The following is a 24,414-nucleotide window of genomic DNA, read 5'->3' on the forward strand; positions in this document are numbered from 1 at the left end:
CGGTGAACGGATGCGGAACGTTTTTTTGCTCTTACCCATCAATCGAACGCAAGTCGTTGATTTGTAATGGTGCCCGGGGCCGGAATCGAACCGGCACGCCTTGCGGCGGGGGATTTTGAGTCCCCTGCGTCTACCAATTTCACCACCCGGGCAAAAAAAACGCTAGACCGAAATTATGGCACAGTGTTGGGCATGAAATACCCAACTATTGAAGATGCCGTCGGAAAAACACCTTTGATTGCGCTTCAGCGTCTCGGTGTAGCCGACAACCAGCGTCGGGGCAACGTGGTTTTGGCCAAGCTGGAGGGCAACAACCCGGCGGGCTCGGTCAAGGACCGACCCGCGCTGTCCATGATCCGCCGTGCTGAAGAGCGCGGCGACATCCAGCCTGGCGATACCTTGATCGAAGCCACCTCGGGCAACACGGGCATCGCGTTGGCCATGGCCGCGGCGATTCGCGGCTACCGCATGGTGCTGATCATGCCGGAGGACCTGTCCATCGAGCGCGCCCAGACCATGAAGGCTTTTGGCGCCGAGCTGCTGCTCACCCCCAAGAGTGGCGGCATGGAATACGCCCGCGACCTGGCCGAGCAAATGCAAAAAGACGGCAAGGGCCGGGTGCTGGACCAGTTTGGCAACGCCGACAACCCCCGCATCCACTACGAGACGACCGGCCCGGAGCTGTGGGAGCAGACCGGCGGCCGCATCACCCACTTTGTGAGCGCCATGGGCACCACAGGCACCATCACGGGGGTGGCGCGCTACCTCAAAGAGAAGAATTCGGCGGTGCGCATCATCGGGGCCCAGCCCAGCGAGGGCTCGCGCATCCCGGGTATCCGCAAGTGGCCAGAGGCCTACCTGCCCAGCATTTACGACGCCAGCCTGGTGGACCAGCTGGTCTATGTGTCCCAAGACGACGCGGAAGAAACCTGCCGCCGCATGGCGCGCGAAGAGGGTATTTTTGCGGGCATCTCCGCGGCGGGGGCTTGCTGGGTCGCGCAGGAGATTGCGCGCACCTGCGAAAACGCGACCATTGCCTTCGTGGTGTGCGACCGGGGTGACCGCTACCTGTCCACAGGCGTCTTCCCGGCCTGAGGCCGGTCTCGCCAGCCTGTGACCCGGCGGGCGAGCCGTCGTCCGCCCAGCCCTGTCTCGATGTTGACTGTCCAACCCTTGGCTCTAGGAGTGCCGGCATGAGTGGCCATTACCGTTTTTGTCCGCAGTGCGCCAGTGCGCTGACGGAGACCCTCCAGATGGAAGATGGCGGCGAAAAGGCCCGCCTGCGTTGTCCCGCCTGTCAGTGGACGCACTGGAACAACCCCACCCCGGTGCTGGCGGCCATCGTCGAGTACCGAGGCCAGGTGCTGCTGGCGCGTAACGCGGCCTGGTCGGGGCGCATGTTTGCCCTGATCACGGGTTTCATGGAGGCCGGTGAATCGCCCGAGGAAGGCATTGCGCGCGAGATCAAGGAAGAGACCCAGCTCGACACCTTGTCGCTGAACCTGGTGGGGGTGCATGCGTTTCAGCGCATGAACCAGGTGCTGATCACCTACCACGCGGTGGCTGATGGCGAGATTCGCCTCTCGCCCGAGCTGGTCGAGTACAAATTGATGGACCCGCAAGACGTCATGTGCTGGCCAGCAGGCACCGGCCTGGCCTTGGCGCAATGGCTGCGCGGGCGGGGCATTGAGCCTCGTTTCATGGACTTTCCCCGGCGCGAGGACTGAGTTGCTGCAGCGGGGCGATCGCGCGGCGGGCGTCCTGCGTAGAATCCCACACGAGTTGAGGAAACCCAGATGGACATCCAAAAAGAAATCGACACCCGCGGGCTGAATTGCCCGCTGCCCATCCTCAAGGCCAAGAAGGCTTTGACGGACATGATGAGCGGTCAGTTGCTGCGCGTCGTGGCCACCGACCCGGGTTCTTTGCGTGACTTTCAGGCCTTTGCCAAGCAGACCGGCAACGAGTTGGTGGGGCAAGAAACCCTGGGCACCGATTACATCCACATCCTGCGCCGCCGTTGAGCCCCAGGCCGATGGGGCGGCTGCTTCAACCGAGGGGTTGATCCGCGTTCCGCCCCTGCCAGAGCACCGCTGGCCACCATGCAAAAAGCCGTCCCTGGGACGGCTTTTTGTTGGGCGCAGCACAGAGGCCGCGCAGGTGCAGGCCTGCGAAAATCAGAGGCTCAGCGTCTTCAGGTAGCTGCGGAAGCCCGCGCCCACCTCCGGGTGTTGCAGGGCCAGTTCCACCGTGGCTTCCAGGAAGCCTTCCTTGCTGCCGCAGTCGTAGCGCTTGCCTTCGTATTGCCAGGCGTAGACCGGCTCGCTGGCCATCAGGCGGGCGATGGCGTCGGTGAGCTGGATCTCGCCACCGGCGCCCTTGGGCTGGGTGCGCAGCATCTCGAAGATGGCCGGGGTCAGCACGTAGCGGCCTGCCACGCCCATGCGCGACGGGGCCACTTCAGGCATGGGCTTTTCGACGATGTGGCTGACCTTGAGCGTGCGCTCGCCGGCCGGCTCGCCCACCACGATGCCGTAGCGGCGCACGTGTTCCTTGGGCACTTCCTGCACGGCGAGGATGGACGCGCCGAGCTGGGCAAATTGCTCGGTCATCTGCGCCATGATGGCCTTGCCGCCGGCGGGTGCCGCCATCAAGTCGTCGGCCAGCAGCACGGCAAAGGGCTCGTCACCGACCAGGTGGGCGGCGCACAGCACGGCGTGGCCCAGGCCCAGCGAGCGCGGTTGGCGCACGTAGGAGAAGGACATGCCCGCCGGTTGCAGCGAGCGCACCAGGGCCAGCATTTCGTGCTTTTGCGCGGCTTCGAGCTCGGCTTCGAGCTCATAGGCGGTGTCGAAGTGGTCTTCGATGGCGCGCTTGGCCCGGCCGGTCACAAAGATCATGTGGTTGATGCCCGCAGCTTGGGCTTCTTCCACGGCGTACTGGATCAGGGGCTTGTCGACCACCGGCAGCATTTCCTTGGGGCTGGCCTTGGTGGCCGGCAGGAAACGCGTGCCCAGGCCCGCCACAGGAAACACCGCCTTGCGCACGGCTTGAATTGTTTGACTCATCTCAGCTCATCCTCCGTAATTGATCTTGAATGCCGGCCAGCTTGGTGGAGAAGTCAGCCACGCGCTTCTTCTCCTGCTCGATCACGGCCGGCGGGGCCTTGGCCACAAAGGCCTCGTTGGACAGTTTGCCGTTGGCCTTGGTGATTTCACCTTCCAGGCGAGCGGCTTCCTTGCTCAGGCGGGCTTTTTCTGCCTCGATGTCGATCTCGACAAACAAGCACACCCGGGCTTGGCCCACCACCGCCACCGGTGCGGCTTGGGCGGCGGCGGCCCAGGCGGCCTCGTCGTCGAACAGCTTGACTTCGCTGAGCTTGGCCAGTGCTTGCAGTATTTGTGCCGACTGTTGCAGGAATGTGGCTTCGTCGGCGTTGTTGGCCAGGGCCAACAGCGGCAGTCGGGTCGCGGGCGACACGCCCAGCTCGCCGCGCAGGTTGCGGCAAGCGTCCACCAGGTCTTTCAGGCGGGCCACATAGGCGATGGCATCGGGGTCGATCTTGGCGGGTTGTGCTTCCGGGTAACGGGTCACGCTGATCGATTCGCCCGGCAAGCCGGCCACCGGCGCCACGATTTGCCACAGCTCTTCGGTGATGAAGGGGATGATCGGGTGCGCCAGGCGCAGGATGGCTTCCAGCGTGCGGATCAGGGTGCGGCGGGTGCCGCGCTGCTGGGCTTCGTTGCCAGTCTGGATCTGCACCTTGGCGATTTCCAGGTACCAGTCGCAGAACTCGTTCCAGACGAAGTCATAGAGGCGGTTGGCCACGTTGTCGAGGCGGTAGTCCTCGAAGCCCTTGGCGATGTCGGCTTCGACCTGTTGCAGCACCGAGCTGATCCAGCGGTCTGCCTGGCTGAAGTGCATGTAGCCGTGGGCCTTGCCGCCCACCGAGCAGTCGGCCTTGGTGTGCTCCATCAGGCCGCAGTCCTGGCCTTCGCAGTTCATCAGCACGAAGCGGGTTGCGTTCCAGAGCTTGTTGCAGAAGTTGCGGTAGCCCTCGCAGCGCTTGCTGTCAAAGTTGATGCTGCGGCCTAGCGAGGCCAGGGCCGCGAAGGTGAAGCGCAGCGCGTCGGCACCGTAGGCGGGGATGCCTTCAGGGAACTCTTTTTGCGTGTTCTTGCGCACCTGGGGGGCGGTTTCGGGCTTGCGCAGGCCGGTGGTGCGCTTGTCCAGCAGGGGCTCGAGCGAGATGCCGTCGATCAGGTCCACCGGGTCCAGCACATTGCCTTCGGACTTGCTCATCTTCTTGCCTTGGGCGTCGCGCACCAGGCCGTGGATGTAGACGTGCTTGAACGGCACCTTGCCCGTGAAGTGGGTGGTCATCATGATCATCCGGGCGACCCAGAAGAAGATGATGTCGTAGCCCGTCACCAGCACGCTGCTGGGCAGGTACAGGTTGAAGTCGTCGGTGGCCGCGTCGGTTTGATCAGGCCAGCCCATGGTGCTGAAGGGCACCAGCGCGGACGAGTACCAGGTGTCGAGCACGTCTTCGTCGCGGCGCAGGGTCTTGCCCGGGGCCTTGGCCTGGGCTTCGGCTTCATTGCGGGCCACGATGACCTGGCCGTCTTCGTCGTACCAGGCCGGAATCTGGTGGCCCCACCACAGCTGGCGGCTGATGCACCAGTCCTGGATGTTGTTCATCCACTGGTTGTAGGTGTTGACCCAGTTCTCGGGCACGAACTTGACCTCGCCACTGGCCACGGCGTCGATGGCCTTCTGGGCGATCGACTTGCCGGTTGGGTCTTGCTCGCTGACCTTGCTCATGGCAACAAACCATTGGTCGGTCAGCATGGGCTCGATCACCTGGCCGGTGCGGGTGCAGCGCGGCACCATCAGCTTGTGCTTCTTGACCTCGACCAGGGCGCCGGCGGCCTCCAGGTCGGCCACCACGGCCTTGCGGGCCACGAAGCGGTCCAGGCCTTGGTACTTGGCGGGGGCGTTGTCGTTGATCTTGGCTTCCAGGGTCAGCACGCAGATCATGGGCAGGCCATGGCGTTGGCCCACGGCGTAGTCGTTCTGGTCATGGGCGGGCGTGACCTTGACCACGCCGGTGCCGAACTCGCGGTCCACGTAGTCGTCGGCAATCACCGGGATCTCGCGGTCGGTCAGCGGCAGCTTCACGGTCTTGCCGATCAGCGCGGTGTAGCGTTCGTCCTCAGGGTGCACCATCACGGCCACGTCGCCCAGCAGGGTTTCGGGGCGGGTGGTGGCCACGGTCAGGCTGCCGGAGCCGTCGGCCAGCGGGTAGGCGATGTGCCACAGGCTGCCGTCTTCCTCTTCGCTTTCGACTTCCAGGTCGGACACGGCCGACATCAGCACCGGGTCCCAGTTGACCAGGCGCTTGCCGCGGTAAATCAGGCCTTGCTCGTACAGACGCACAAAGGTCTCGGTCACCACGCCGGAGAGCTTGTCGTCCATGGTGAAGTACTCACGGCCCCAGTCCACGCTGTCGCCCATGCGGCGCATCTGGGTGGTGATGGTGTTGCCGGACTTTTCTTTCCACTCCCAGACCTTGCTGACAAAGTTCTTGCGGCCGAGGTCGTGGCGGCTGAGTTTTTGTTCTTGCAGCTGGCGCTCCACCACGATCTGCGTGGCAATGCCGGCGTGGTCGGTGCCGGGCACCCAGACCGTGTTGTGGCCCTTCATGCGGTGGTAACGCGTGAGGCTGTCCATGATGGTCTGGTTGAAGGCGTGGCCCATGTGCAGCGTGCCCGTCACATTGGGGGGAGGCAGCTGGATGGCGAAGGAGGGGGCTTGCGCATCGGGCACGCCCGTGCCGCGCACGCCGGCCTTGCCGTAGCCGCGCTGCTCCCACAAGGGGCCCCAGCGCTGTTCGATGGCGGCAGGTTCAAACGACTTGGAGAGGCTGTTCAGGCCGGTCTGGGGCGCGGCGTTGTCCGGGGTGTTGCTCATGGGCTGGGAAATGAAAACGGCACCCTGAGGTGCCGTCTGGTGACTGTTGCAGGATGGCGTTGATTTTAGCGGGCCCAGGCCGAGCTGACGCCGCCGCCGTCATAAAGCGCGCCGAGCCAGCGCCAACGCGGGCAGGGATCAGCCCCCTCAGCCTCCTCAGGACTGGCCAGGCACGAACTCCGGGCGGTCGTTGTGCTGCGGCTTCAGGGGGGCGGCGACTTGGCCTGCGGCGCGCTCTTGGCGCCATTGTTCCTTGCGCGCGGTCCACGCCTTCAAACGTTGATGTGCGGTGGTGCTCTCCCGGGCCATGTCGGCGTCGTTGGCCAGTTGGGCGCTCAGTTCCAGGCGGATGCCATTGGGGTCGAAGAAGTAAATGCTTTTGAAGATGTGGTGGTCGGTCACCCCCAGCACCTCCACGCCATGGGCTTGCAGGCGGGCTTTGGTGTTTTCCAGCTCTTGCTCGGTGTTGACGCGGAAAGCGATGTGGTTCACCCACAAAGGGGTGTTGGGCGAAGGCTCGGGCTTGATGTCATCGCCCAGGTCAAAAAAGGCAATGAAGGAGCCGTCCTGGAGCCGGAAGAAGAAGTGCGTGTAGGGGCAGTACTCGCCAGTGCTGGGCACGTAGTCGCTCTGGATGATGTGGTAGAGCGGCAGGCCCAGGATGTCTTCGTAGAAGTGACGGGTCTCCTCGGCATCCCGCGCTTTGTAGGCGTAGTGGTGCAGCTGCTGGATGGGGGCGGGGGCAGGCAAGGGGGGCTGCTTGGGCAGGGGCTGGGCCATGGTGTCTCCAAAGCGTGCGCTTTGGGGCAGCGCAACGGGGTTGTTTAACAATGCGTAATCGATTTACTTTATCGTAATTTCATGAGGGTGCCAAGTCCCAGGACTTCCAGGCATGCGCGGTGGGATTGCCCGGTGGCGCTTGTGCCTCCGATAATGTGTAGAAATGAACAATCAAGACCCCCTCGTCACCGGGTTGCCCTCCCGGGCTGCGCCTTCTCTGGCATGACTTTGATTTCCATATCTCCCCCCGCGGCCGCCAACGAACTGAGCCAGCGCTTGCAGACCTTGTTATTGCGCGAGACAGGGCAGGGCCTCTCGTCCGCCGCCATGAATGAGCTCTTGGCCCTGACTGGGCACTTGGTCTCTGGCGTGGGCACGCCCGAGGTGGCTCAGCGCGAGGTGACGGTTTTGCTGGCTGACTTGCGCGGCTTCACGGCTTTGACCGCGACCCAGCCGGCTGGGGTCATCATCGCTTTGCTGAACCGTTGCCTGTCGGTGCTGAGTGAGGTCATCCTGCGCCACGGCGGCACCATCGACAAATTCATGGGTGACTCGGTGATGGCCTTGTTTGGGGCGCCTGAGGGGCGGCCTGACGACGTGGACCGCGCCCTGGTCTGCGCCGTGGAAATGCAGCAGGCCATGGAGCGCCTCAACCACGAAGACCAGCACCTGGGGCTGCCTGAGCTGTACATGGGCATTGGCATCAACACAGGCCAAGTGATTGCCGGGCGCTTTGGCTCGGCCGCCTATTCGCAGTACACGGTGATTGGGGATGAGGTGAACCTGGCCTCGCGCATCGAGTCCTTCAGCCTGCGTGGCCAAGTGCTCATCAGCGAACACACCTTTGAGCGTTGCCAGCACCTGGTCGAGGCCTCGGGCCCGATGGAGGTGCATGTCAAGGGCAAGAGCGAGCCGGTGCGGGTGCGTGAGGTGGTGGCCATCCCTTCGCGGGGCTTGCGGGTGCCGCGCACCGAGGGGCGGCGCAGCCACCGTGTGGAGGTGAATCTGGCCTGTGTGCTGCACGAGCTGCAGGACAAGGTGGTCGTGCCCAGGGCCCTGTCGGCCACCATTCTCGACATTGGCTACCACGGCCTGCAATTGGAGCTGGACCAGCCCTTGACCCCGTTTGCCGAGCTCAAGCTCGAGTTTGGCCTGCGTTTGCTGGACTTTCTGGTCAGCGACGTCTACGCCAAAGTGGTCAAGTGCCGGCCCCACCAGGGGCGTTGGCGTGCGGGTTTGGAGTTCACCGCCATCGGTGTCGACAGCAGCGCCCAGCTACAGACCTTTGTGCAGCTGCTGGTGGCGCGCGGCGGCTGAGGCGCGCACCTGCTGGGTGGCTGAGACCTGACGCGGCCCATGAAAAAAGCCCCTGTCACCCCGCAGGGTGACAAGGGCGGTGAGCCCCCGGAGGGGCTGCTCAGGCGAGCCGCTTATTGCTTGACCGCTTCAACTTGCAAGCGCAGCAGCACGTTCTTGGGGAAGCCCCAGTCCACGCCGTAGTTCAGGCCCCATTGGGTGCGGTCGATGGTGGCTTCGAAGTCGCCGCCGCAGACTTCACGCTTGAGCATGGGGCTTTGGTAGCAGTTGAATTGGTTGGCCTTCAGGGTGACCGGGTTGGTCTTGCCCAGCAGGGTCAGGGTGCCAGCCACTTCGGTGACCTTGTCGCCGTTGAAGCTGAACTTGTCGCCCACGAACTTGAAGTTGGGGAATTGGGCGGCGTTGAAGAGGTCGGCGCTTTGCAGGTGCTTGTCGAAAGCCGGGGTGCCGGTGTTGATCGAAGCGGTTTCAAAGGTGATCTCCACCTTGCCGGTCTTGGCGGCCTTGTCCAGCTGCACCGAGCCTTCTTTCTTGTCGAAACGGCCACGGTTCATGGCGGCGCCAAAGTGGCCGATTTCGAAGTTGGCGAAGGTGTGGGTGGGCTCGATGGCGTAGGTGGCCGGCTCGGCTTGGGCCACGCCAGAAGCCAGGGCAGCCAAAGCGGCCAGAGCGATGAGGGAAGAACGCATGGTTGAAACTCCAGTTGAGAACAAGGAACAGCAGGGGAAAAAACGAACCCAGCGCGGAGCAGGGCTTAGAACTTGTTGACGCCGCTCAGGGCGAACTTGAACTTGACTTGCACGTCGTCGGCGACCATGCCGGTGTCGGCCCATTCGCCTTCACCAATCTTGAAGGCCAGGCGCTTGATGGGCAGCACGCCGCTGGCGACCGTGTTGGCGCCGCTTTGCGTCAGGGTGATCGGGAAATGCACGTCTTGCACATTGCCCTTGATGCTCAGCTTGCCGGCGATTTCGAACTTGCCGCCGCCCAGGCCCTTGGCCGAGGTGGATTGGAAGGTCGCTTGCGGGAACTTGGCGGTGTTGAACCACGGGGCCTTGGGCAGCTCGGCGTCGGTCTCAGGCACGCCCAGCGTGGCGCTGGCGATGTCCACGGTCATGGCGATCTTGCTGGCTTCGGGTTTGGCCGGGTCGAAGGCGATCTGCGCGTCGAACTTCTTGAAGCGGCCTTCCACGGGCACGCCCATTTGCTTGCTCACAAAAACGATTTCGCTTTGCGCCGGCACCAGCTTTTGGTCAGCGTGGGCGGCTGCGCCCATCAGGCCCAGGCCCAGCAAAGCCAGGGTGACAGCGGAACGGGTGGTGGTGAAAGTCATGGCTCATCTCCTGTCGCGACCCCCTTGGGTCGCATGAAAAAAAGGTCAAGTGGGTGTGCGGATGCCGCAGGCCAGGGGTTCAGCCCCGCCCCGGCAGCATACGGTTGATCAAGCGGTCGCGGTCGATGATCTGGTGCTTCAAGGCGGCTGCCACGTGCAGGGCGGCCAGCGCGGCCAGGGCCCAGGCGCTGGCGGCGTGCCAGGGCTTGATCAGCTCGGACAGGGCCTTGTCGGCGCCGATGAAATCCGGCAGTGGGAACTGACCGAACAGCACGATGGGGAAGCCCGCAGCCGAGCTGTAGGCCCAGCCCAGCAGCGGCACGGCAAAGAACAGCAGGTACAGCAGGTGGTGGGTGCCATGGTGGGCCGCCCGCTGCCAGGCGGGCATGGCAGCTTCGACGGCCTGTGGCAGGGCGGGTGGGCGGTGGCTGAGGCGCCACAGCAAACGCAGCACCGACAGGGCCAGGATGCTCACGCCGGCCCACTTGTGCCAGTTGTAGAGCTTCAGACGCTGAGGTGAGAAGGGCAGGTCGGCCATGTACAGACCGACGCAGAAGATGGTGACCAATGCCAAGCCCAGTACCCAGTGCAGCAGCATGGCGACACCGCTGTATCGGGCGGGTGATTCAACCGTTGGCGAATTGTTAGAAGCCATTTGTTAGCCTGTTGTTGACATTGCGTAGTGGACTCATTGACCCGCAACAAGTTCCTGAACTGCGCTCAGTGTAGGAAACAGACTTCTGAAACGGTTTCAGCTTGATTGATGCTTCGATTCAAAAAAATTGAATGCATGGTTGCCCTGAGGCGGGCGAACGGCCGTGCTCAGGGGGTGCTCAGGGCCGCCTGCTTCCAGGCCTCGGCGGCGGCGGCAGCGTCGTCGCGTTGCTCGGCCAACAAGGCCAAGGCCCGCCAGGCATTGCGCCGCAGCACGCCTGCGCCCAGGTGGTGGGTCGACTGGGTCAGCAGTTGTTGGGCCTTGCCCCAGAGCTGACGCTTCAGGCAGGCCATGCCCGCCAGGTACTGCAGGCCTGCGTGGCGGGGATTGGCCTTATGGGCCGCTTCGATGCGGGCCAGCCACGGGCCATCCAAGGACTCCATGCTGGTCTCCAGCACTTCGATGAGCCGCTGTTGCAGGTGCTCTGACAAACCGTCAGGCACACCGACCATGCGCTCCCAAACGGGCAGCAGCCACGCACGGGCCAGGCCGTCATCCCCCCCCAGTCGGGTGAGGCGCTGCGCCGCCTGCAAAGCCAGTTCGGGCATCTGGCGTTCTTGGGGGTCCAGGCCTTGCCAGACCTGCTGCAATTGCGCGGGGTCGTGGGCGGTGTTGAGCAACTCGGTCGCCAAGCCACGCACCAGGCTGTGGGCGGCCGTGGCGGAGAAGGCGCGGTGCTTGGCCAGCAGCCGTGCCGTCTCCAGGGCTTCCTGGTTCTGTCCTGCCAGCCGTGCGGCCTTGAGGCGGGTGCGCAGTGCGATGGTCCGCCGGGCCACGCCATGGGGCAGTTCTTCCAGGCGCGCCAGGGCGCCGCTGGCATCGCGGTCGTCCAGGGTCCAGCGGGCACTGCGCAGCAAGGCCCCGTCGTGCAGCTCGGCCGCCTGGGCATTCTGGCGGGGGGCCGTTTCAGCCAGGGCTTGGCTCAGGTGCTCGTCGCGCCGGCTTCGGTCCTGCAGGGCGTGGGCGCCGTCGGCGGCCACCAAATGGGCCAAGGTGCGCAACTGGGTGCCCGGACCGTTGTACTGGGCCGTGCCTTGCAGAGACAGCTGTTGGGCCAGCGCGGCCTCAGCGGCCTTGCTGGCGCGCACGAAGCGGCCCGACAGCAGGTGGGTCATGCCGTCGAGCAAGGCGCCATGCATGGCGCGCTCTTTTTGCTGCAGGCGCCAACGGCGGGCCTGCTGCGGCATTTCAAACAAGGCAGCCAGGGCCTGCAAGGCGGCGTGCAGCACCACAAAGCCGCCCACCAGCAGGAGCAGCACCATGTTGAGCGACAGATCCACCCGGTAAGGGGGCCAGAACACGGTCACCGTGCCCTGGTTGTTGCCAGCGAACAGGGCCACGGCGACGGCCACGCCGAACAGGGCCAGGAACCAGAGGGCAGCGCGCATGGGGCAGACCTCCTCAGCGACCTGCGGCGGCGGTGGCCAGCGCGGTCAGGGTTTCATCCAGGCGCGGCAGTTCGACCGCGCGCAGCTGGCCTTGCAGTTGCTGCATCAGTGTGGCGGCCACCTGGGTGCGGCGCGAGGCGGGGTCAAAGTACTTGTTGATCAGCACGGCGGCGGCCGCCAGGTCGGCGCGGGCCGACTCGGTTTGCCGCGCCAGCACGCCCAAGCGTGCATTGAGCAGCTTGAGTTTGAGGTTTTCGCGCAGGAAGAAGCTTTGTTCTGGCGCCAGCAAGGCGGCCTCGGGTTGGTCGATGCGGCTCACACGGACCAGGTTGCGGACTTCGTCGCGCACCAAGCCCCAGCTTTTTTGCAGCGCGTTCTCCCACCAGTCCTGGGCCTGGCTGGCGGCGCTGGCGGGGGCGGTCTTGGCGGAGCCTGCCCCCGTAGAGGCCGACAGGGCGCGGTTGCCAGGCACCAGGGCCACGGCGTTGAGCACGGGGAGTTCGTCCACCTGACGCGCCAACTCGTCCAAGCGCGACAGCAGGCCAGGGGTGTCGGTCACGCTGGCGGTTTTGATGCGGTCGGTGTCGTGCTGAATGGCGCGTTGGAGAGGGGCCAGGCGCGGTTGGGCGGCCCGTGCGATGCGTTGCTCCGCCGTCTTGAGGGCCGCCAGCAGCGGCTCGACGCTGCCGGTGAGTTGGGCTTGTTGCTGCGCCAGGCGCAGTGCGGACTCGATGTCCACCACCAGGTTCTCGTCACGCGAGCGCGACAGGCTTTGCATCAGCTCTTCGAGCTGGGTGCGTTGCAGCGCGACCTCGCTGAGCCGGGTTTCGTTGAGGGTGACGCGGGCGGTGGCGTCGCGCGCCAGCTCCTGAGCCTGTCGGGCCAGGGTGCGGGCCTCCACTGCCTGGTTGCCGCTGTCGGCGCTTTGCCGGGCCAGTTGTTCTTGCAAGTGCCCCAGGCGCTGCCACAGCGACACACTGGCCAGCAAGGCCACCCCAGCCACGGCCAAGGCGGCCCAGGTCAGGGGCGAGCCCAGGCGCGGGTTGCTGCCGCTGGGCTGGCTGGGCGCCAGCGAAGGGCTGCCAGCGGTCTCGGGGGCCGGGTGGGGCGCGGGGGGATTCGGGGGCACGGAGCTCATGAGCTTGATTCTATCGACGCAGCCACGTCTTCCAGCGTCGGGCGGGTGGCTTGAATGCGTCCAAAGCCCGCGGATTGGGCCGCCTCACCAATGCGCGGGTGGGTGACCAGGGCGCGCGCCGCGCGCCAGTCTTGGCCGGGCAGCCAGTCCTGCAGGTGGCGAATGGCCTCGGAGCTGCTGAACAACCACCAGCTGCCATCGCGGGCCGCTTGCCGCGCCAGCGCCTGCCGGGCTGGGTTGGCGGCGGGGGGGCGGCGTTCATAGACCACGCGGTGTGCCACCGTGCCACCGGCGTCGCGCACGCGCTGGCTCAACCACTCGCGGCCGGAGCCGCTGCCGGCGCGCTCCGGCGGCAGGGGGGCCTCGGCCTCGGCGGGGGCGTCCACACCGCGCACGATCAGCACGCGGTCGCCAGCTTGGACCTGGCCCTGCACCTGTTGCCAAAGGCTTTCGGAGTCGAACTGCCGCGCCTCGGCGCCCGGGCTGTCAATTTGGCTCGCCGGCACCCCGGCCGCGCGCAGCGCCCGCGCCGTGCCAGGGCCAGGGGCCCAGCAGCGGCTGTGGGCCAGGCAGGCCGCCGCGTCGGGGCTGGCCATGAAGTGCTGCACTGCATGGCCGCTGACAAACATCAGCGCGCGCCAGGGGCTGTTCGGCTCAGCGGGCCAGGCCGAGACGTCAGCCGCCAGCATGGCTCGGGGGGCCGCGATTTCAATCAGGGGCAGCGCCACCGCATCCAGACCCCGCGCCGTGAACTGGGCCACCCAAGCGCTGGCCTCGGGCTCGGGGCGGGTGACCAGCACACGGGGGCGGGGCGCGCGGGGGGAGGGCATGGGGTGTCGGGTCAGGGCGCGGCCGGGCAGCGCCGGCAGCACCGTCACTCAGCCGTTGATGGTGGCGCGGCGTGCGCCCGCGGCCAGCAGCAGCTCGGCCACTTCTTCACCCAGGTCGGCGGCACTGGCCAGGTCCGCCACGGGTCGGCGGCTGCTGGCGCGGATCAGCGCGGTGGAGGCACTGTCGGGCTCGCCCCAGGCCGCGTGCAGCACCAGCTCATCGCCTTGCCACTGGCCGTGGGCGGCCAAGGGCATGGAGCAGCTGCCGCCCATGGTGCGGCTGACGGCGCGCTCGGCCGTGACGGTGAGCCAACTGGTGTGGTCGGCCAGCGGGGCCAGGGCGGCGCGCAACTCGGGACGGCCGCTGCGAATCTCGATGCCCAAAGCCCCTTGGCCGGCGGCGGGCAGCATGCTGTCGGGGGCAAATTCATGGCGCACGCGTGCGCCCAGGCCCAGGCGCTTCAAGCCGGCGGCGGCCAGCACGATGCCGGCATAGTGGCCGTCGTCCAGCTTCTTCAAACGGGTGTCCAGGTTGCCCCGCAGTGGCTCGATGCGCAGGTCCGGCCGCAGCGCTCGCAGCAGCACGGTGCGGCGCAGGCTGGAGGTGCCGACCACAGCGCCTTCGGGCAGGTCTTGCAGGGAGGCGTACTGGGGTGATACGAAGGCGTCGCGTGGGTCTTCGCGCTCCATCACGCAGGCCAACTCGAAGCCCTCGGGCAGGTCCATGGGCACGTCTTTGAGCGAGTGCACGGCGATGTCGGCACGGCCTTCTTCCAGAGCCACTTCCAGCTCTTTGACAAACAGGCCCTTGCCGCCAACTTTGGACAGCGAGCGGTCGAGGATTTGGTCGCCCTTGGTGGTCATGCCCAGCAGCGTCACCGGGTGGCCCAGCGCTTGCAGTCGCGCCTTCACATGTTCTGCTTGCCACAGGGCCAGTCGGCTCTCACGGGTGGCTATCACAATGGGGAAGGCTGGCTTGCTCAAGGTCGTAACCTTTTTGTAATCTTTGAGGGGTCTTGGATGCTAGCATGCCCCGCAGCACGCCAGCGCCCCGCCTGAGACCCGGCGCGTCTGGCCCATGAGCGCCCGCCACACCCCTATGGAGACCGACGCATGAAACGTTCCGACAAGGACCAGCCCCTGATTGACGACATCCGCCTTCTGGGGCGCATTCTTGGCGACGTGATCCGCGAGCAAGAGGGCGTGGCGGCCTATGAGCTGGTGGAACAGGTGCGCAAGCTGTCGGTCGCCTTTCGCCGCGATGCCGATCAAGAGGCCGACCGTGCACTCAAGAAGCTGCTCAAGTCCTTGAGCGGCGACCAGACGGTGAGTGTGATCCGCGCCTTCACCTACTTCAGTCACTTGGCCAACCTGGCCGAGGACCGCCACCACATCCGCCGTCGCACCGTGCACGAGCGCGCCGGCGACACCCAGGAAGGCAGCATCGAAGTCGCTCTGGCGCGCCTGCGCTGGGCCGGCATTGCGCCCAAGACCATTTCGCAAACCCTGGCGCAGAGCTATGTCTCGCCCGTGCTCACCGCCCACCCGACCGAGGTGCAGCGCAAGAGCATCCTGGACGCCGAGCGCGACATCGCCCAACTGCTGACGGCGCGCGACGACATCAAGGTGCGTGCCCAGCTCTACAACACCTCCAAGGACGCGCTGACCCCACGCGAGCTGGCCGCCAACGAAGGCCTGCTGCGCGCCCGCGTCATGCAGCTGTGGCACACCCGGCTGCTGCGCTTTTCCAAGCTCACCGTGGCCGATGAGATTGAAAACGCGCTGAGCTACTACGAAGCCACCTTCCTGCGCGAGATCCCCAAGCTCTACGCCGACCTGGAGCGAGAGCTGGGCAACCACCCGGTGGCCAGCTTCTTCCGCATGGGTCAGTGGATTGGCGGTGACCGCGACGGCAACCCCAATGTCAGCGCCGCCACACTTGAGTACGCCCTCAAGCGCCAGGCCGAAGTGGCGCTGCGCCACTACCTGACCGAGGTGCACTACCTGGGCGGAGAACTCTCCATGTCGGCGCGCCTGATCGGCGTCACGCCCGACATGCTGGACCTGGCCAACCGCTCGCCCGACACCAATGAGCACCGCCTGGACGAGCCCTACCGGCGCGCCCTCACCGGCATCTATGCGCGCCTGGCCGCCAGCCTGCGTGACCTGACCGGGGGCGAGGCCGCGCGCCACGCCGTGGCGCCGCAAAACGCCTATGCCAACTCGGCCGCTTTCCTGGCCGACCTGCGCGTCATCGAGGCTTCGCTGCGCGCTCACCACGGCGAGTCCCTGGTCAATGGCCGGCTGCACCCGCTGATCCGTGCGGTCGAGGTGTTTGGCTTTCACCTGGCCACGGTCGATTTGCGCCAAAGCTCGGACAAGCACGAGGAAGTGGTGGCCGAGTTGCTGGCCACCGCGCGCATCGAGCCCGCCTACAGCAGCCTCGAAGAAGCGGCCAAGCGGGCCTTGCTGGTCAAGCTGCTCAATGACGCGCGACCGCTGCGTGTGATGGGCGCCGAGTACTCGGCCCACACCCAGGGCGAGTTGGCCATTTTTGAAACCGCGCGCCGCATGCGCGAGCGCTACGGCCATGAGGCGATCCGCCACTACATCATCAGCCACACCGAAACCGTGAGCGATTTGCTCGAGGTGCAGTTGCTGCAAAAAGAGGTGGGCCTGCTGCGCGGCTTGCTGCAAGACCCCACCGCCGAGGGCCAAGGCGGCGCGGTCAGCGACCTGATCGTGGTGCCCTTGTTCGAGACCATCGAAGACCTGCGCAATGCCGCGCCCATCATGCGCGAGTTCTACGCGTTGCCGGGCATGGCCGAGCTGGTGCAGCGCAGCGGCGCCGAGCAAGACATCATGTTGGGCTACTCCGACAGCAACAAGGACGGCGGCATCTTCACCAGCAACTGGGAGCTGTACCGCGCCGAGATTGCGCTGGTCGACCTGTTTGAAGAACTGGCCGGCAGCCACGGCATCCAGCTGCGCATGTTCCACGGTCGGGGCGGCACAGTGGGGCGTGGCGGCGGCCCCAGCTACCAGGCCATCCTGGCCCAGCCACCGGGCACGGTGCGCGGGCAGATCCGCCTGACCGAGCAAGGCGAGGTGATCGGCTCCAAATACGCCAACCCCGAGATTGGCCGGCGCAACCTGGAAACCCTGGTCGCCGCCACCCTGGAGGCCACGCTGCTGCAGCCGACCAAGCCCGCGACCAAGGCCTTCCACCAGGCCGCGGCCGAGCTGTCGCAGGCCAGCATGGGCGCCTACCGGGCCTTGGTGTACGAGACCCCCGGCTTCACGGACTACTTCTTCGGCTCGACCCCGATTCGCGAAATCGCCGAGCTCAACATCGGCTCGCGCCCTGCCTCGCGCAAGGCCAGCCAGCGCATTGAAGACCTGCGCGCCATTCCCTGGGGCTTCAGCTGGGGGCAGTGCCGCCTGACCCTGCCGGGTTGGTATGGCTTTGGCTCGGCGGTCGAGGGCTTTTTGGCCCGCCCGGCACCGGCCGGCAAGGACGGTCGCAAAGAGGCCCTGGCCTTGCTGCAGAAGATGTACCGCCAGTGGCCCTTTTTCCGCACCTTGCTGTCCAACATGGACATGGTGCTGGCCAAGAGCGATCTGGCCCTGGCTTCGCGCTACGCCGAGCTGGTCAGCGATTCGCGCCTGCGCAAGAAGATCTTCACCGCCATTGAAAGCGAATGGCACCGCACCGCCGAAGCCCTGACCTTGATCACTGGCGACAAGCAGCGGCTGGCCCACAACGAAGCGCTGGCGCGCTCGATTCGCCATCGCTTCCCCTACATCGACCCGCTGCACCACCTGCAGGTCGAATTGGTGCGGCGCTACCGTGCCGGTGGCGGCGATGAGCGCGTACAGACCGGGATTCATATTTCCATCAACGGCATCGCGGCGGGCCTGCGCAACACGGGCTGAGCGGCGATACTGGCGCGCAACTTGCAGTGAAACAGAACAGGCCGTTGGGGCCTGTTCTGTTTTTGGGATCTCGTGGAAGGTGATGAATCATGGTGGGGCCAGTGTGGCAATGGGGTTGGCAATCGGGTGGGGCGTCGGGCTGGCCTGCGCACTGGCAGCACCATTTTTTGCTGCGGGGGGTCAAGCCCCTGATCGCGCTGGTCTGTGTGATGGGCCTGGCCTGGTGGTTGGATGACGCCGCGACGGTGATCCCGCTGGTGCTGGGCGTGAACGCCAGCGCCTTGGCCGAGACCGACGACAGCTGGCGCGGCCGCTTGCGCGCCCAGCTGACCACCTTGCTGTGTTTCACGGGCATGGCGCTGGCGGTGCAGCTCACCCTGAGCCACCCTGTGGGCCTGATGCTGGTGCTGGCCGTGGCCGCCGTGGGCCTGGCCTTGCTGGGCGCGCTGGGCGAGCGCTACCGCGCCATTTCCTCGGCCACGCTGATCCTGGGCCTGTACGCGGCGCTGTCGGCCCATGCGGCCGCCGACGGTCGGCCCGAGCCTGGGGGGCATATGACAGGGTCCTTGCTGTTGCTGGCGGGCGCTGCCTGGTATGGCCTGATTTCGGTGCTGTGGGCCGCGCTGTTTCCGCGCCTGCAGGTGCGGCAAAACCTGGCCGCCTTGTACGAGGCCCTGGGCGAGTACCTGCGTTTGAAGGCCCGCTTGTTCGAGCCGGTGCGTGGTGTGGATTTGGAGCGCCGCCGCATCGGCCTGGCGCTGCAAAACGGCCGTGTGGTGCAGGCCTTGAACGACACCAAGGAGAGCCTGTTCAGCCGTCAACCCCCTGGCGCTGGGGCCCAGGCGGGCGCCCTGTGGCTGCGCCAGACCTTTGCCCAGTACCTGGTCGCCCAGGATTTGCATGAGCGGGCCAGCTCCTCCCACGCGCACTATGAACAGCTGTCGCAGGTGTTTTTTCACAGCGACGTGCTGTACCGCTGCCAGCGCGTGCTGGCCCTGGTGGGCCTGGAATGCCTGTGGCTGGCTGGGCAGTTGCGGGGCCAAAAGTCAGCCGAGCGCGGTGCCGAACTGACGCGTGCATTGGAAGACCTGGACGGCGCCATCGCCCGGCTCGAAGCCTTGCCCGACGCGCGCGTGGCGGCGCTGGCCCAGGCCGAGTTGTTGGCGTCGGCCACGGCGGCGGAGGGCGCGCCCGCCGCTGCCGCGCTGCGTTCCCTGCGCTCCCTGGCTGCCAATTTGGCCGGCATGGGGCGGGTGCTGGCTGGGGCCTTGGCGCCGCTGGGCGCGCCCCAGTCACCCACCGACACGCGCTTGTTGGACCGCAACCCGCGCGACTGGGCGGACGCCTGGGCGCGCGTGCGGGCCCAGGCTCGCTGGTCCTCGCCGCTGTTGCGCCATGGCTTGCGTTTGGCCGTGGCCCTGATCGCGGGCTTTGCCTGGATGGAGTGGTCGGGCGATGAGCACGGTTTCTGGATCTTGCTGACCATCGTCTTTGTTTGCCGTCCCTACTACGGGGACACCTTGCGTCGCCTGGGCCAGCGCGTCACCGGGACGGTGCTGGGCCTGGTGGTGGGTTGGGCGTTGTTGACGCTGTTCCCGGGCGTGTTGCTGCAGTCGACCTTCACGGTGGTGGCGGGCGTGGTGTTTGTGGCCACGCGGCAGATTCGCTACACGGTGGCTTCGGCGGCCATCACGGCCCTGGTGTTGCTGGCCTTCAACCAGGTGGGCAATGGTTTTGACCTGATCTTGCCGCGTCTGGTGGACACCTTGATTGGCAGCCTGATCGCTGGCTTGTCGGTGTGGCTGGTGCTGCCCAGCTGGCAGTCGCGCCAGCTGCCGCGTCTGGCGGCACGGGCCTTGCGCAGCCAGGCCGACTACCTGCGCGAGATCACGACCCAGTACCAATCGGGCAAGCAAGACCACCTGGCCTACCGCCTAGCGCGGCGCAATGCACACAACGCGGATGCGGCCTTGTCCAACGCCATGACCGAGGTGTTTGTCGAGCCCGCTTACCTGCGCCGCAACGGCAAGGCCGGTATGCGCTTGCTGGTGCAGTGCCACACCTTGCTGAATTACCTGTCGGCCTTGGGGGCGCACCGCCATGCGGGCAGCGCGGCCCGTTTGACAGGCGCGCCGGCCGAGGCTGTGGCGCTGATCTTGGACTCCCTGGATGGCCTGGCCCAGGCGTTGGAGGGGCAGGGGGCTTGGGCGCCCCAACCTGACCCGGCTTTGGCGCCCCTTTTGTTGGCCTTGGCCGAGGGCGATGTGAGCGCAGGGGACGAGGCCGTGGGCTCTGGCGGAGACTTGCCCGAGCCCGCCGCCAGCCCGGTGCTGCGCGCGCAGCTGTCTTTGGCCCTGCGTTTGCTGCCCACGCTGGCCGAACAGGCGAAGTCGCTGCGCGCACGCCCCAGTGCGGCGGACTGAGGCGCAGGCGTTTCAGGGCTGAATTGGCCCGCGCAGCGACCGTGGCTGGTGCCCCCAGCCGGGCGGGCGCTGGGCGCTGGGGCTCACTCCGCGCGGATGTTGGCGCGCACGGCAATGGCCCGCATGCGGGGTAGCTCGTCGTCGATCAGGCTGGCCACGGCCTGGGCGGAGGACCATTCTTTTTGCACCCCGGCGTTGTTGAGCTGGTCGCGCAGCTCGGGGTCGGCCAAGGTTTCGGCCAGGGCGGTCTGCAGGCGGTTGCGGGCCTCGGCGGGCAGGCCGCGCGGGGCCATCAAGGCCAGCCAGGAGTCAAAGGCAAAGTCGGGGCTGCTGGATTCGGCCACCGTGGGCACCTCGGGCAGCATGGGGGAGCGCTTGGGGCCGGTCACCGCCAGCGCCTTGATGCGGCCCGCCTTCAACTGCGGCAGGGCCGCCGCCACGGTGTCGACGGTGAAGGGGATCTGGCCGCCCATCAGGTCGCTCATGGCTGGCGCGCTGCCTTTGTAAGGCACATGCAGCAGCTTGATGCCCAGCGACTGCCACATCAGTTCGCCAGCAAAGTGCGAAGTGGTGCCGGTGCCGAAGGAACCGTACACGTACTTGTCGGGAGCCTGGCGCACCGCGCTGACCAGTTGCTTGAGGTTTTGCACCGGCACACCCGGGTTGGCCAGCAACACCAGGGGCACACGGGCCACGCCGCCGATGGGCTCGAAGCTGCGCACCGGGTCGTAGGGCAGGCGCGGGTTGAGGGCGGGGTTGAGGGTGAAGGTGGAGCCCGAGCTGAGCAGCAAGGTGTAGCCGTCAGGGGCCGCGTTGGCCACCATGGCCGCACCGACCACGGTGCCGGCGCCGGCCTTGTTCTCGATCACGATGGGCTGACCCAGTCGCGGGCCCAGCTTTTTGGCCACCAGGCGACCCACCACATCGGTGGCGCCTCCAGGTGGGAACGGAATCACCAACTGCACCGGCTTGGCCGGAAACGCGTTGGCATGGGCGGCTTGCCAAGGCAGCACGGAGGCGGCCAGGGCCTGGACGAAATGGCGTTTGCTAAGGGTCATGGCACATCCACATCAGAGAGGGGCCGCTCTAGGGCGGCGTTCACGCCAGACCTGGCGCGTGCGTTCGCCAGGCCGGGCTGCGGGGTGAGTCAGTCGTCTCCTTTGTGGGGCCGCGCCGTCTGAGGGAGGGCGCGCCGTCAGGGGGGCAGGGCCTCTGCGGGCCCTTGGGGGGTCAACCGTTGCGGAACAGGAAGCTGTAGGCGTTGAGGGCTGGCACACCGCCCAAGTGGGCGTAGAGCACGCGCGAGCCTTCGGGGAACTCGCCGTTGCGCACCATGTCGATCATCCCGTGCATGGATTTGCCCTCGTAGACCGGGTCGGTGAGCATCGCTTCCTGGCGTGCGCACAGGCGAATGGCTTCCAGCGTGCCTTCGCTGGGCAGGCCGTACTCGGGGCCGCCATAGCGGGTGTCGAGCACCACGTCTTCGGCGGTCAGCTCTTGGCCCAGTTCCACCAGCTTGGCGGTGTTCTGCGCGATGCGCAGGATTTGCGCGTGGGTTTGTTCGGGCTTGGCCGAGGCGTCGATGCCGATCACGCGGCGAGCGCGGCCATCGGCGGCAAAGCCCACCACCATGCCGGCCTGGGTGCTGCCGGTCACCGAGCAGACCACGATGTAGTCGAACTTGAAGCCCAGCTCCGCTTCTTGGGCGCGCACTTCCTCGGCGAAGCCGACAAAGCCCAGGCCGCCGTAGGGGTGCTCGGAGCAGCCGGCGGGGATGGGGTAGGGCTTGCCGCCCGCCTTGCGCACGTCTTCCATGGCCTGCTCCCAGCTGGGGCGGATGCCGATGTCAAAGCCCGCCGCGTCCAGTCGCACATCGGCGCCCATGATGCGGGACATTTCGATGTTGCCCACGCGGTCGTACACGGCGTCGGAGTAGTTGACCCAGTTCTCCTGCACCAGCACGCACTTGAGGCCCAGGTGGGCTGCCACGGCGGCCACCTGGCGGGTCTGGTTTGACTGGATGCCGCCGATCGACACCAGGGTGTCGTAGCCACCGGCCAAGGCTTCGGGAATCAGGTATTCCAGCTTGCGGGTCTTATTGCCGCCGAAGGCCAGGCCGCTGTTGCAGTCCTCGCGCTTGGCGTAGAGGTGGACCTTGCCCCCGAGGTGGGCGCTCAGGCGTGGCAGGGGCTGGATCGGGGTCGGGCCGAAGGTCAGCGCGTGGCGGGGGAATTTCTGCAGGTTCATGGTCGTCGAGGGCAGTTGGAAATGGTCTGGGGCCAGCGCTTCAAGAGGACCCCGGCACCTGGGTTTTTGGGGTCTCCAGAGAAGCGTTTCTGGTGTGACAATCCTATGAAAATGCTGAGTTAACAGGGTTGCAAGATAATTGAATTAATTGGCGTTTAGTTGGAGTTAAGATGAAAAGTACTTTTCTTTAATGCTTTGAAAAACAAATGTGTGCAACAAAAGTTCGTGATGAGAGTGTGCTTTCTGAGCCCCCCTTGACGGAGTTGGATCGCACCGATCGGGCGCTCCTCAAACTGCTGCAAAAAGACGCCTCGCTGTCCAATGTGGCGCTGGCGGCCCTGGTGCATCTGAGTCCGCCAGCCTGCCTGCGCCGGGTCGAACGCCTGCGCCAAGCCGGCCTGATCCAGCGCACCGTGGCCTTGCTCGACCCCAAAGCCTTGGGCGCTGGCATGGTGGTGCTGATCGGCGTGGTGCTGGACCGCTCCACGCCCGACTCCTTTGCCGCGTTCGAGAAAGCGGCGGCACGCATCTCGGGCTGCATGGAGTGCCATGTGGTCACGGGCGAGTTCGACTACTTCATGCTGGTGCGCACCCGCGACAGCGAGAGCTTCAACCAGTTGCATGCAGAGCAATTGCTGTACCTGCCCGGGGTGCGGCAGATCCGCTCCTTCATGGGGCTCAAGCAGGTGCTGTCCACCACGCAGCTGCCTTTGTGAACCCTGCGGCGCACCAGAACTGGGCTGGGAAGTCGCCCCTGTTCGGGCGATGCCCGCGCGCACCGCGCAGTAGCATCAAGACCGATGCATTTCGTGGAAAGGTGTGCCCGCATGAACCAAGCCTGTTGGATCCCGCTCTTGCTGGGTGGCGCTCTGCTGGGCGGCTGCAGCACGCTGGACGTGCCCCGCGCCGACAACTACGAGGCCAGCAGCCAAAAGAAAGCCCGCTCGGTGCAGCACTGGGATGTGCTGGCCGACGACGTGGCCAAGCGCATCGCTGACAAGATTCGCAGCTACCCCATGGCCCTGCCGCCGGTGTACCTGGTGCAGGCGCCCGCGGGCTCGTTCAACCAGGGCTTTCGTGAGCTGCTGTTGACCCGCTTGGTCAACCATGGCGCCATCGTGACCCGGCAACCCGGCCCGCTGGTGGTGCGCTTTGAAACCCAGTTGGTCGAACACGGCAGCCAGGTGGGCAATGCCAACCCGACGCCCCTGGTGGGCTTGGGCGGGGGGGTTTCAGTGGCGCGCGACCTGTTCACCTATGCCCACAGCACCACCAGTTATGTGGGCAGCGTGCTGGGTCTGGCCGCTCTGGGCGACGCCACGCGCATCGCGCTCGATGGCCGCGCGGCTGGGGGACCAACCCGTACCGAGGTGCTGATCACCACCTCGCTGGAGCGTGAAGACACTTTCCTGGCTCGCACCGCTGATGTGTACTACATCGAGCGCGATGACAGCAGCCTGTATGTGCCCAAGCCGCCCGCCGCACCGGTGGCGGCGGTCCCGGCCACGCCCCCCACGCGCAACTGGAAGGTGGTGGGCCCATGAGTCACGCACGCCGTCGATGCTTGAACCTGGGCCTGGTCGCCGGCCTGGGGGCTGTGCTGGCCGCCTGCTCTTCCACCCCGCCGGTGGACCCGGATGTGCGCACCGATGTGATTGATGCCAATTACAAGGCCGCCGACGCCTTGCTGGAGGGCCTGCAACTGGACCGCAAGCAGCCGCTGCTGGTGGCGACCTTTGTGAATTTGGAGGTTTTGACCGAGTCCTCGCGCCTGGGGCGCTTGTTCTCCGAATTGGTGGGCAGCCGCCTGGCGCAGCGGGGTTACCTGGTCAAGGAACTCAAGCTGCGCGAGAGCCTGTTCATGAAGCAGACCCAGGGCGCTTTGTTGCTGTCGCGTGAGGTGCGTGAAATCAGCCAGACCCAGGAGGCCCAGGCCGTCATCGTGGGCACCTACACCCAGTCCAGCAAGATGCTGTACCTGAGCGTCAAGCTGGTGCTGCCCGAGGGCAACGTGGTGCTGTCGGCACACGACTACGCCATGCCGCTGGACACCAACATCAAGGGCTTGCTGCGCTGAGCCCGGGGCTTCTGGTGGGCGCGTGTGCCGCCGCCTTGGCGCCCCCATGCAAAAGCCTCGCGACGCCGCAGCGTCCGGGGCTTTTGCATGGGGGCTGGTCGGGGGGACTCAGTGCACCATCAGCGCGCCGCTGGCCTTGCTCTTGCCGGCGCGGGCGGGCGGGTTGCACAGGCCGCAAAGGAAGTGGCGTGCGTTTTCATAGGGTTCGGTGACGAACTTGCCGGTGCATTTGGAGCAGGCGGTCATGGTGAGCATGT

Annotated in this window: 22 protein-coding genes and 1 tRNA gene; 9 read left to right on the forward strand and 14 right to left on the reverse strand. The window is 66.1% G+C overall.

Annotated elements, in window-relative coordinates; genetic code table 11:
• Positions 1-67: 67 nt before the first annotated feature.
• A tRNA-Leu gene (locus tag PSQ39_RS21520) sits at positions 68-152 on the reverse strand.
• 40 nt (positions 153-192) lie between these two features.
• Here PSQ39_RS21520 and cysM point away from each other — a divergent pair.
• From cysM to PSQ39_RS21535, 3 genes are all read left to right on the forward strand, one after another.
• The gene (gene cysM / locus PSQ39_RS21525) at positions 193-1,095 is read left to right on the forward strand and encodes a cysteine synthase CysM (RefSeq protein ID WP_273929694.1); all 903 of its coding nucleotides are present in this window, start codon (positions 193-195) and stop codon (positions 1,093-1,095) included.
• A 98-nt stretch (positions 1,096-1,193) separates the two neighbouring features.
• Positions 1,194-1,727, forward strand: a complete 534-nt coding sequence (locus tag PSQ39_RS21530; protein WP_273929695.1) for an NUDIX hydrolase — start codon at positions 1,194-1,196, stop codon at positions 1,725-1,727.
• 69 nt (positions 1,728-1,796) lie between these two features.
• Positions 1,797-2,024 carry a sulfurtransferase TusA family protein gene (locus PSQ39_RS21535; protein WP_273929696.1) on the forward strand — a complete coding sequence of 76 codons (228 nt, stop codon included), beginning with the start codon at positions 1,797-1,799 and terminating at the stop codon, positions 2,022-2,024.
• 153 nt (positions 2,025-2,177) lie between these two features.
• On the opposite strand, the gene galU is transcribed toward PSQ39_RS21535, so the two are convergent.
• From galU to PSQ39_RS21550, 3 genes are all read right to left on the reverse strand, one after another.
• A complete protein-coding gene (gene galU / locus PSQ39_RS21540) occupies positions 2,178-3,068 on the reverse strand; it encodes a UTP--glucose-1-phosphate uridylyltransferase GalU (RefSeq protein ID WP_273929697.1) in 891 nt (296 codons plus the stop codon).
• Position 3,069: 1 nt separating this feature from the next.
• Entirely contained in the window at positions 3,070-5,973 is a 2,904-nt protein-coding gene (locus PSQ39_RS21545) for a valine--tRNA ligase (protein WP_273929698.1), read from the reverse strand.
• 156 nt (positions 5,974-6,129) lie between these two features.
• Positions 6,130-6,753 carry a VOC family protein gene (locus PSQ39_RS21550; RefSeq protein ID WP_273929699.1) on the reverse strand — a complete coding sequence of 208 codons (624 nt, stop codon included), beginning with the start codon at positions 6,751-6,753 and terminating at the stop codon, positions 6,130-6,132.
• Positions 6,754-6,975: 222 nt separating this feature from the next.
• Here PSQ39_RS21550 and PSQ39_RS21555 point away from each other — a divergent pair, with 222 nt between their 5' ends.
• A complete protein-coding gene (locus PSQ39_RS21555) occupies positions 6,976-8,070 on the forward strand; it encodes an adenylate/guanylate cyclase domain-containing protein (RefSeq protein ID WP_273929700.1) in 1,095 nt (364 codons plus the stop codon).
• 113 nt (positions 8,071-8,183) lie between these two features.
• Here the strand turns inward: PSQ39_RS21555 and PSQ39_RS21560 are convergent, their stop codons facing one another.
• The 7 genes from PSQ39_RS21560 to hemC form a co-directional block, all read right to left on the reverse strand.
• Positions 8,184-8,759: a YceI family protein gene (locus PSQ39_RS21560; protein WP_273929701.1), complete on the reverse strand. Its 576-nt coding sequence runs from the start codon at positions 8,757-8,759 to the stop codon at positions 8,184-8,186.
• A 65-nt stretch (positions 8,760-8,824) separates the two neighbouring features.
• Positions 8,825-9,403, reverse strand: coding sequence for a YceI family protein (locus PSQ39_RS21565; RefSeq protein WP_273929702.1), 579 nt, complete (start codon positions 9,401-9,403; stop codon positions 8,825-8,827).
• A 79-nt stretch (positions 9,404-9,482) separates the two neighbouring features.
• Positions 9,483-10,058, reverse strand: a complete 576-nt coding sequence (locus PSQ39_RS21570) for a cytochrome b (protein ID WP_273929703.1) — start codon at positions 10,056-10,058, stop codon at positions 9,483-9,485.
• A gap of 167 nt (positions 10,059-10,225) precedes the next feature.
• Positions 10,226-11,506 carry a heme biosynthesis protein HemY gene (locus PSQ39_RS21575; protein ID WP_273929704.1) on the reverse strand — a complete coding sequence of 427 codons (1,281 nt, stop codon included), beginning with the start codon at positions 11,504-11,506 and terminating at the stop codon, positions 10,226-10,228.
• Positions 11,507-11,519: 13 nt separating this feature from the next.
• Entirely contained in the window at positions 11,520-12,644 is a 1,125-nt protein-coding gene (locus PSQ39_RS21580; RefSeq protein WP_273929705.1) for a uroporphyrinogen-III C-methyltransferase, read from the reverse strand.
• Positions 12,641-13,474 carry a uroporphyrinogen-III synthase gene (locus tag PSQ39_RS21585; RefSeq protein ID WP_273929706.1) on the reverse strand — a complete coding sequence of 278 codons (834 nt, stop codon included), beginning with the start codon at positions 13,472-13,474 and terminating at the stop codon, positions 12,641-12,643. The genes PSQ39_RS21580 and PSQ39_RS21585 overlap by 4 nt, the downstream gene beginning before the upstream one ends.
• A gap of 48 nt (positions 13,475-13,522) precedes the next feature.
• A complete protein-coding gene (gene hemC / locus PSQ39_RS21590; RefSeq protein WP_273929707.1) occupies positions 13,523-14,458 on the reverse strand; it encodes a hydroxymethylbilane synthase in 936 nt (311 codons plus the stop codon).
• A gap of 129 nt (positions 14,459-14,587) precedes the next feature.
• On the opposite strand from hemC, the gene ppc reads away from it, so the two are divergent.
• Together ppc and yccS are read left to right on the forward strand one after the other, a co-directional pair.
• Positions 14,588-17,410 carry a phosphoenolpyruvate carboxylase gene (gene ppc / locus PSQ39_RS21595; protein WP_273929708.1) on the forward strand — a complete coding sequence of 941 codons (2,823 nt, stop codon included), beginning with the start codon at positions 14,588-14,590 and terminating at the stop codon, positions 17,408-17,410.
• Between the two features lie 89 nt (positions 17,411-17,499).
• Entirely contained in the window at positions 17,500-19,833 is a 2,334-nt protein-coding gene (gene yccS / locus PSQ39_RS21600; protein ID WP_273929709.1) for a YccS family putative transporter, read from the forward strand.
• Between the two features lie 83 nt (positions 19,834-19,916).
• Here yccS and PSQ39_RS21605 read toward each other — a convergent pair whose 3' ends face one another.
• Together PSQ39_RS21605 and PSQ39_RS21610 are read right to left on the reverse strand one after the other, a co-directional pair.
• Positions 19,917-20,891, reverse strand: a complete 975-nt coding sequence (locus tag PSQ39_RS21605) for a Bug family tripartite tricarboxylate transporter substrate binding protein (RefSeq protein WP_273929710.1) — start codon at positions 20,889-20,891, stop codon at positions 19,917-19,919.
• Between the two features lie 172 nt (positions 20,892-21,063).
• Positions 21,064-22,080 carry a 1-aminocyclopropane-1-carboxylate deaminase gene (locus PSQ39_RS21610; protein ID WP_273929711.1) on the reverse strand — a complete coding sequence of 339 codons (1,017 nt, stop codon included), beginning with the start codon at positions 22,078-22,080 and terminating at the stop codon, positions 21,064-21,066.
• A 206-nt stretch (positions 22,081-22,286) separates the two neighbouring features.
• On the opposite strand from PSQ39_RS21610, the gene PSQ39_RS21615 reads away from it, so the two are divergent.
• The 3 genes from PSQ39_RS21615 (at position 22,287) to PSQ39_RS21625 (ending at position 24,157) form a co-directional block, all read left to right on the forward strand.
• Positions 22,287-22,796 (forward strand): Lrp/AsnC family transcriptional regulator, encoded by a 510-nt coding sequence (locus PSQ39_RS21615; RefSeq protein WP_273929712.1) that lies wholly within the window; start codon positions 22,287-22,289, stop codon positions 22,794-22,796.
• 111 nt (positions 22,797-22,907) lie between these two features.
• Positions 22,908-23,624 carry a hypothetical protein gene (locus PSQ39_RS21620; protein ID WP_273929713.1) on the forward strand — a complete coding sequence of 239 codons (717 nt, stop codon included), beginning with the start codon at positions 22,908-22,910 and terminating at the stop codon, positions 23,622-23,624.
• Entirely contained in the window at positions 23,621-24,157 is a 537-nt protein-coding gene (locus PSQ39_RS21625; RefSeq protein WP_273929714.1) for a FlgO family outer membrane protein, read from the forward strand. Before PSQ39_RS21620 ends, PSQ39_RS21625 begins: the two co-directional genes overlap by 4 nt.
• 108 nt (positions 24,158-24,265) lie before the next feature.
• On the opposite strand, the gene PSQ39_RS21630 is transcribed toward PSQ39_RS21625, so the two are convergent.
• A partial coding sequence (locus tag PSQ39_RS21630; protein ID WP_273929715.1) for a FlhC family transcriptional regulator occupies positions 24,266-24,414 on the reverse strand: 149 nt, incomplete at its 5' end.

It is taken from the genome of Curvibacter microcysteis, from assembly GCF_028649455.1.
Taxonomy (GTDB): domain Bacteria; phylum Pseudomonadota; class Gammaproteobacteria; order Burkholderiales; family Burkholderiaceae_C; genus Curvibacter; species Curvibacter microcysteis.